The organism is Acinetobacter lwoffii (genome assembly GCF_024129735.1).
In the GTDB taxonomy this organism is placed as follows: Bacteria; Pseudomonadota; Gammaproteobacteria; order Pseudomonadales; family Moraxellaceae; genus Acinetobacter; species Acinetobacter lwoffii_H.
Genome location: NZ_JAMXXK010000002.1, coordinates 98,653 through 105,902 on the forward strand (window position 1 = coordinate 98,653; position 7,250 = coordinate 105,902).

Genomic DNA, 7,250 nt, shown 5'->3' on the forward strand with positions numbered 1-7,250 from the left:
AGGATGAAGTGATAGTAGGGGCATAACTGCTGTTATGCCTTTTCTATATGTCCCGATTAATAAGAGGAAAATCCCAAGTGTTTGGAAAAACGCAACGCGGTGTATCTGAAAGACCGAATAAGCCTAAAAAGCCACTTATTCCAACCTGGCTCGGCACACTCGTGATCATTTTAATCGTGTTAAGTTTTTTGATGGCACTGATGCTCTGGAAGCCATGGGAACCGGTTAAACCGAAAACTCAAACAAGTGCTGAATCTGTCCAAGAAGAAGACACCAACAAAGATTATCGTTTTTATGACCTGTTACCACAACAGCAAGTGACGCCAATTCCTGAACAGGCCGTCCCTGAAAACAAAAATCAGGATACGGTAGTGATTGTAGAAGCACCTCGACCTGAAGTGGCTACACCTGAAGCGACGACGACTGAGCCTGGCTTAGAAGCCAGCGAAGCGCCTGTTGCCGCTTCGGCCAGTTATATTCTGCAAGTCCGCAGTTTTGATGATCCAGATCAGGCCGATGCCCGCCGTGCCGAAATTATTCTCAATGGTTTATCTGCCGATGTGGTACGCAGTATAGAAAATGGTAAAGTCTGGTATCGCGTGGTTTCTGGCCCTTACGATTCTGCAGAAGCCGCGATTATCGCGCAGCAAACCTTGCAGAATAGCGGTATCGATTCCATCGTCGTGAAACGATAAATTTCTAGAAATAAAAAAAAGCGCCTGATGGTGCTTTTTTATTGCTTTTTAGCTCCTCCCTTTTAAAAGGGAGGCTGGGGGGGATTAGCTAAAAATTAAATCCATCTTTAGAAAGGGGGAAGCTCCCTCACCTTCTAGGAGATGAGAAGCACGGCTTCGCAAGGCAGAGGTTATTTTAAAAGCCCCTCCACCTAGCCTCCTCCCTGAGCGAGATTCAAAGCAATGCTTTGAATTAAAGTGCAAGAGAAGGAAATTAAAAATTTTAATCCCCCTCGATCCCCCTTTTTCAAAGGGGGAGGCAACAAGAGGTTAAAAGTATCTTATAGAGTATGTCCCAGCGCTTCACCCATATTCACCAAAGAATTGGCCTTGAATGCAGCATCCCACTGCATTTTATTTTCTTCAAATAAAATCACTGCAGTTGAACCGAGGTAGAAACGACCCAGTTCTGCCCCTTTTTCCAGGAACAGGTCATGCTGATTAAGTTCGATTCGTCCTGAAGGCTTCACTTTGCCGGTTGCCACGGTTTCAATACCCGCCACAATCATCGCGCCGACCAATACCACCGCCATACGGCCAATTTCAGTATCAAACAGGCAAACCATACGTTCATTGCGTGCAAACAGGCCCGGAATGTTTTCTGCGGTCACCTGGTTTACCGAGAACAGCTCGCCCGGAACATATAGCGTTTCAGTCAGGGTGCCAGCAAATGGCATATGCACCCGATGATAATCACGTGGCGACAAATATACGGTCGCGAATTCACCATTTTTGAATGGCTCGGCCAGTTGTGGATCAGCAATCAGGGCTTCAACGGTAAATTTCTGGCTTTTGGCCTGAAACACATCGCCATTTTCAATTTTACCCAGCTGGGAAATCGCACCATCTGCAGGCGAAACAATGCTCGTAGCATCTGGATCAACCGCACGGATACCTTCTTTTAGGGCGCGGGTAAAAAATTCATTAAATGACTTGAATTTCAGGGCATTGGCCTGCTCAGCAATCGACATATCAATGCCATACTGCGCCTTAAAGGCAGTAATTGCAGCAGTTTTGATAATCGGGTTTTCGCTGGCGGCAATTTTACCCACCACACGAGACAAGCGATGTTGCGGTACTAATCGTTGAGCTTTAATAAAAAACTGTTGTTTTAAACGTGACGTGATGCTCAAGATGGCAGCTCCCCTGTAGCGATTGGACTATCGAGGCTGTTGCCCCATTCACTCCACGCACCATCATAGGCTCGAATTTTCCAGCCCAGTAAACGACCCAGAATATAGGCCAAACCTGAGCGGTGATGGGACTGGCAGTACACCACAACGGGTTGATTCAAATCAAAGCCCAGTTGTTCCAGACGCTGCTGAGTACGTGGTAAAGGCTGTAATTTTAAATGATTTTCGCGATTAAGGGCAGTACTCCATTCAAAATGACGTGCTCCCGGAATGTGACCGCCGCGTCGAGCCGCTAGACGTAAACCGGTATATTCATCTTGCGTACGGCAATCCCAAATTTGAACCTGTTGATTTTCAACCTGTTGGCGCAGTTCATCATAGCCAATCTGAAAATTCGCCTGATGCTGGAGATTGACCTGCAATACATCCTTCACTGGTGCAAACTGCTCCTGACTGGAAGAAGTCGGCAAACCGGCACCGAGCCAAGCATGAATCCCGCCATTCAATAGGCTGGTATTTTCAAAACCCAGACAATGCAGGTTCCAGAGCAAACGTCCGGCCCATGCCCCGCCCTCATCATCATAAGCCACCACATGATGTTCAGGAGAAATATTCAGATAATCAATGAGAGCCTGCAAGCCTTCCGCGTCCGGCAACAGTCCCATTGCCGTTTCATCCTGACGCACCAGAAGTTTAGGCTGAAGATGCAAGGCATGCGGAATATGCAGCTGCTCATACACAGAGGCACGGCTCAGGTCGACAATACGAAGTTTTTCATGGCCCAAATAGGGAACTAAATCTTCTGCCTCAATCAGCAGGCCAAAATTAAAAGCTGCAGCGGTCATCGTTATCATGGCTATTATTGGTCAAATCCTGTTGATCTTAGCACAGCTGGTTTTTAGACTTATGCGCTTTCTTTGCAGATGATTAGCAAGAATTTAGCTAAACTCTGATCTTAAATAATCTTGCATAAAAAAACCGTCTCTGCATAGACACGGTTCTTAAAAATCATGAATTGCTCAAACTGACTTAAGCAGGGTCATGGATCTCAAAAACCTGACGTAAATAGGCCAGGAACGTATCATTATCGGTCATGGTCTTGCCCGGGCTGTCCGAGATTTTGGCCACTGACTGACGGTTACATTCCACCAGTTTCAGCACAATATTGAGTGGGGTTTGCCCCATATCATTGGTCAAATTGGTGCCAATCCCGAAACTGACCTGAAAGCGGTCTTTAAAGTATTGATGCAGTTTCCAAGCTTTTTCCAGATTCAAGCCATCACTAAAAGTCAGCATCTTGGTTTTGCTGTCTATTTTCAGCTTTTTGTAGTGTGCATAGGCCTTGTCACCCCATTCATAGGGATCGCCACTGTCATGACGCAAGCCATCAAACAGCTTGGCAAAGTACAGGTCAAAGTCGCGCAGGAACGCATCCATACCGACCACATCGGTCAGGGCAATGCCCAGGTCACCACGATATTCCTGTACCCAGCTTTCCAGTGCAGATTTCTGGAAATTACGTAAACGTACGTCCAGTGCCTGAAAAGCTTGCAGGAATTCATGCGCCATGGTACCAATCGGGGTAATGCCCAACTCTTTGGCTAACAGTACATTACTGGTACCACGGAACACATGCGGTGCGGCTGTGTGAAATTCTTCGACCACATGCTTTTGCCAATCGAAACTGTAACGGCGACGCGTACCAAAATCTGACACCAAGAATGGTGGATCATTGGGATTTTGCGCAGCATCATACTGTTTTAACAGCTCGATTTTGGCTTTTAAACGGCGTTCGCCTTCAGCCAATACTTCAGGCGTGCGAATGCGGCTGAAATACAGTTCATTGACAATCGCCAGTACGAAGATCTCGAACATCATCGCCTGAACCATCGGGCCTTCCACCACAATATCCAGACGGCCTTGACTGTCGATACTGGCCTTGATGAAACGGCGCTTGAGCTGGAACAGTTCCAGATAATCCACAAAATCGCTTTTGATAAAACGTAAGCTTCTTAAATATTGCAGTTCATCTTCTTTGAATTTGAGCTGACATAGCAGGTCCAGTTGATGATTGAGATCATCCAGAATATCCGTCAGTGGATAGACTGTATCTTCCAGATTACGACAACGGAAATGGTAGACACTATGCGTTTGCGGAAACTTGTGTAAGACCACTTGTAACATGGTGAATTTGTACAAGTCAGTATCTAACAGAGAATGGATAATTGGAACCATAACTAAGGGAATATCGCTGTGCTTATCTCTGCATTAAAGCATAAAAAGTCATGCAATAATGCAGGATTTACGTACAGCTGGCTGTATTTGCGACAAAAGTATCAGAAGCATAACCCGGTTTATTTCTGGGTGTGGGTCTGAGCTTTTTCCTGTTCCTGAATCAGTTTCTGTAGCTGTTTTTCCTGGCCAATGACCTTGGCAAATTCGGCTGTGGTCTTTTGTCCGGTTTTTTGCGCCTGGACATCACAGTCCACCTGACGCAACTGCTTGGCAATGGCAAATTCCATCTTGAATAAAGCCCCCATCAAGGCCGTATTGCCTCGATTGTCTCGAGCACAGCGGTCGGCACCATGTTTAAGCAAGCTGGCGACAATCTCCTGATGACCATAATACGTTGCCATCATCAGTGGCGTATAACCGTCTTTATTGCGTACATCGACCGGAAAGCCGTGTTTTAAAAATTCGTTGATCACTTCGCTATTGCCAATTTTAGCCGCAGCAAAGAACAGGTCGACCAATTCCTGTTGTGAGTTCATCTGAACATGGTTCACAGTTTTAGCGGGGGAGATCTCCTTCGCGACAGTCACGTTTGCGAATGCGGAACCTATCGCGAGAATACTGGCTAAAAACACAGATGACATAACTTTCATGATGAACTCCAGCAGAAATCGAAGGGAAATTTAAGTCCTGAAAAACTGAATTATCCTGAGATGAGATGAAAAACGGAGTGCCTGTAAAACTCCCCCTAGGGTGCAGGAAAGGTTTGGAGTATTACAGGACTTTTTGGAGGTGATGCGCTATGCCCTAGTCACCAATTCCTCAAGACCAATCGGGATTAGTCTTTTAATTTTGCAGCTTTGGCTTTAACAGTCACGAGATTACCGTTTACCGCCTTGGTCATACGTGTACCGTAGTCTGTATCTGCCTTGTAGAAATAAGACAACATGATGTGTTTGGTTTCTGAATCTTTCACTGCACCTAAGTCAGCAGCAAGGTTCATGATCAGGTCATCTTTCTCTTTGGCCGTGTATGAACGGTACAGCTCACCTGCCTGCTTGAAGTTCTGCTCTTTCACGCCAATTTGCTGTACATGACCAGATAATGGTGTTTGTACCGCACGTGCTTTTTCAGTGGCAGCTTTTGGCTCTTTACGGCTTGGCTCATAGTTCACATCCGATTCACGCTCAGAGATATTCATGTAGCCATCTTGGTTATTGTTATTCACATTCACCACTGGACGGTTCACCGGAATTTGCTGGTGATTCGCGCCTAAACGGTACATTTGGGTATCCGAGTAAGAGAAGATACGGCCTTGTAGCAGACGGTCTTCTGATGGCTCGATGCCCGGAACCAGGTTACCTGGCGCAAATGCAGACTGTTCAGTCTCATTGAAGAAGTTCTTCGGCATACGGTTCAGGGTCAAAGTACCGACTTTGGTTTCTGGTACCAGCTCAGTTGGCCAGATTTTGGTTGGATCTAACGGATCAAAATCAAAGCTGTTTAGATCTTTAGGATCAATCACCTGAATATATAGATCCCATTTCGGGAAATTACCCGCATAGATGTTGTTATACAGATCATTGGTCAAGTGGTTGAAATCTTTACCCTGCCGTTCAGCCGCTTCTTTTACGTTTAAGCCCTTCACGCCCTGTTTAGAACGGAAATTGAATTTCACGTACTTGTATTCGCCTTTGTCGTTATACAGTTTGTAAGCATGTACCCCAAAACCGTCCTGTTCGCGGTAGCTGGTTGGAACACCTTGCTTGCCGTAAACATAAGTCAGCATGTTGGTTGCCCATGGCTGGCTCGACAGGAAGTCAAACACACGGTTAGCATCTTGGACATTCGTTACTGGGCTTGGCTTCATGGCATGAATGAAGTCCGGGAACTTGATTGCATCACGGATAAAGAATACCGGTGTCTGGTTACCGACCAAGTCCCAGTTACCTTCTTGAGTGTAGAATTTCAATGCAAAACCGTGTGGGTCACGTAGAGTTTCTGGTGAACCTTTACCATGAATTACGGTAGAGAAACGTAGGAAAACTGGAGTTTTAGTCCCCGCTTTGAACAATGAAGCAATTGTTAAATCAGACAGATCTTTCGTAGTAACGAATTCACCATAAGCCCCTGTACCACGTGCGTGAACCACACGTTCAGGAATACGCTCACGACCAAAACGTTGCAGTTTTTGAACCAGTTGCACATCTTGCAGCAAAGCTGGACCTTGTGGACCCGCAGTGATCGAGTTCTGGTTGTCGCCAACTGGTGCCCCGTTATCTCTGGTTAATGGTGCAGCTTGTGCAGCTGTCACCGTTGCAAGCATTGCAACCAGTAATGAACGCTTAAACATTTCTAAATCTCTCAATTTATTACCTTTCCTGCATGGGCTAAGATACGCCAACACAATAAATAGATAAAACAGATTATTTTTATTAATTCAATCGCTTTAATGAATTTATAAAAATTAATCAATTGATTTTCATATATTTAAAGCTCATAAAAACGGCATCTAATACTGCTCCAGATTTTATTCTTGCTACAATCACCTCCATCTATCGTTATCAGTCCATATGTAAAATGCGTGCCTTATTACAAAGAGTTTTAGAAGCTAAAGTTGTGGTCGAGGGTGAAACCACCGGGGAAATTGAAAAAGGAATTCTGGTTTTTCTAGGTTTAGGTAAAGATGACAATCTGGAAAAAGGCAAAAAGCTGATTGATAAGATATTGAAATACCGCTTCTTTGATGATGAACAGGGTAAAATGGGCTGGAACGTTGCCCAGGCCGACGGTGGTTTATTGCTGGTTTCACAATTTACCTTGATGGCACAGACCCACAAGGGTTTACGTCCAGACTTTGGCCCCGCTATGCCGCCTGCCGAGGCTAAAGCACTTTATGAGCAGCTGGTAGAATATGCCCAAAGCCAGTTTGAACATGTGCAAACCGGTATTTTTGCCGCCGACATGAAAGTGCATCTGGTCAATGATGGGCCGGTGACGTTTAATCTGGAAGTTGAATAAACTGTCATTGTTCTAGAATGAAAAAAGCCCTCTAATGAGTAATGCCAGTCAGTTAAGAAATTGACTGGCATTTTCTTGGGTATTTCTGCGGTTTTCCTTTCACAACTCGTGGGCAACTTCTAACCCTTCT

The 7,250-nt window shown here is 45.3% G+C and carries 7 protein-coding genes; 2 read left to right on the forward strand and 5 right to left on the reverse strand.

The features are described 5' to 3' along the window. Window positions 1-77 precede the first annotated feature (77 nt). Window positions 78-695, forward strand: coding sequence for an SPOR domain-containing protein (locus NI469_RS01495; RefSeq protein WP_253174264.1), 618 nt, complete (start codon window positions 78-80; stop codon window positions 693-695). Window positions 696-1,015: 320 nt separating this feature from the next. Here the strand turns inward: NI469_RS01495 and asd are convergent, their stop codons facing one another. The 5 genes from asd to NI469_RS01520 all read right to left on the reverse strand — a co-directional run bounded on the left by asd (window position 1,016) and on the right by NI469_RS01520 (window position 6,452). Continuing rightward, entirely contained in the window at window positions 1,016-1,867 is an 852-nt protein-coding gene (gene asd / locus NI469_RS01500) for an archaetidylserine decarboxylase (RefSeq protein WP_253112614.1), read from the reverse strand. Beyond that, window positions 1,864-2,712, reverse strand: a complete 849-nt coding sequence (locus tag NI469_RS01505) for a sulfurtransferase (protein ID WP_253112616.1) — start codon at window positions 2,710-2,712, stop codon at window positions 1,864-1,866. The genes asd and NI469_RS01505 overlap by 4 nt, the downstream gene beginning before the upstream one ends. 184 nt (window positions 2,713-2,896) lie before the next feature. Beyond that, window positions 2,897-4,102, reverse strand: coding sequence for a nicotinate phosphoribosyltransferase (gene pncB, locus NI469_RS01510; protein ID WP_253174266.1), 1,206 nt, complete (start codon window positions 4,100-4,102; stop codon window positions 2,897-2,899). 119 nt (window positions 4,103-4,221) lie between these two features. Next, window positions 4,222-4,752: an ankyrin repeat domain-containing protein gene (locus tag NI469_RS01515; RefSeq protein WP_253174268.1), complete on the reverse strand. Its 531-nt coding sequence runs from the start codon at window positions 4,750-4,752 to the stop codon at window positions 4,222-4,224. A gap of 185 nt (window positions 4,753-4,937) precedes the next feature. Beyond that, the gene (locus NI469_RS01520; protein WP_253174269.1) at window positions 4,938-6,452 is read right to left on the reverse strand and encodes a catalase; all 1,515 of its coding nucleotides are present in this window, start codon (window positions 6,450-6,452) and stop codon (window positions 4,938-4,940) included. A gap of 227 nt (window positions 6,453-6,679) precedes the next feature. Here NI469_RS01520 and dtd point away from each other — a divergent pair, with 227 nt between their 5' ends. Next, complete coding sequence (dtd, locus tag NI469_RS01525) at window positions 6,680-7,120, forward strand: D-aminoacyl-tRNA deacylase (protein WP_005245638.1); 441 nt, start codon at window positions 6,680-6,682, stop codon at window positions 7,118-7,120. Window positions 7,121-7,250 lie beyond the last annotated feature (130 nt).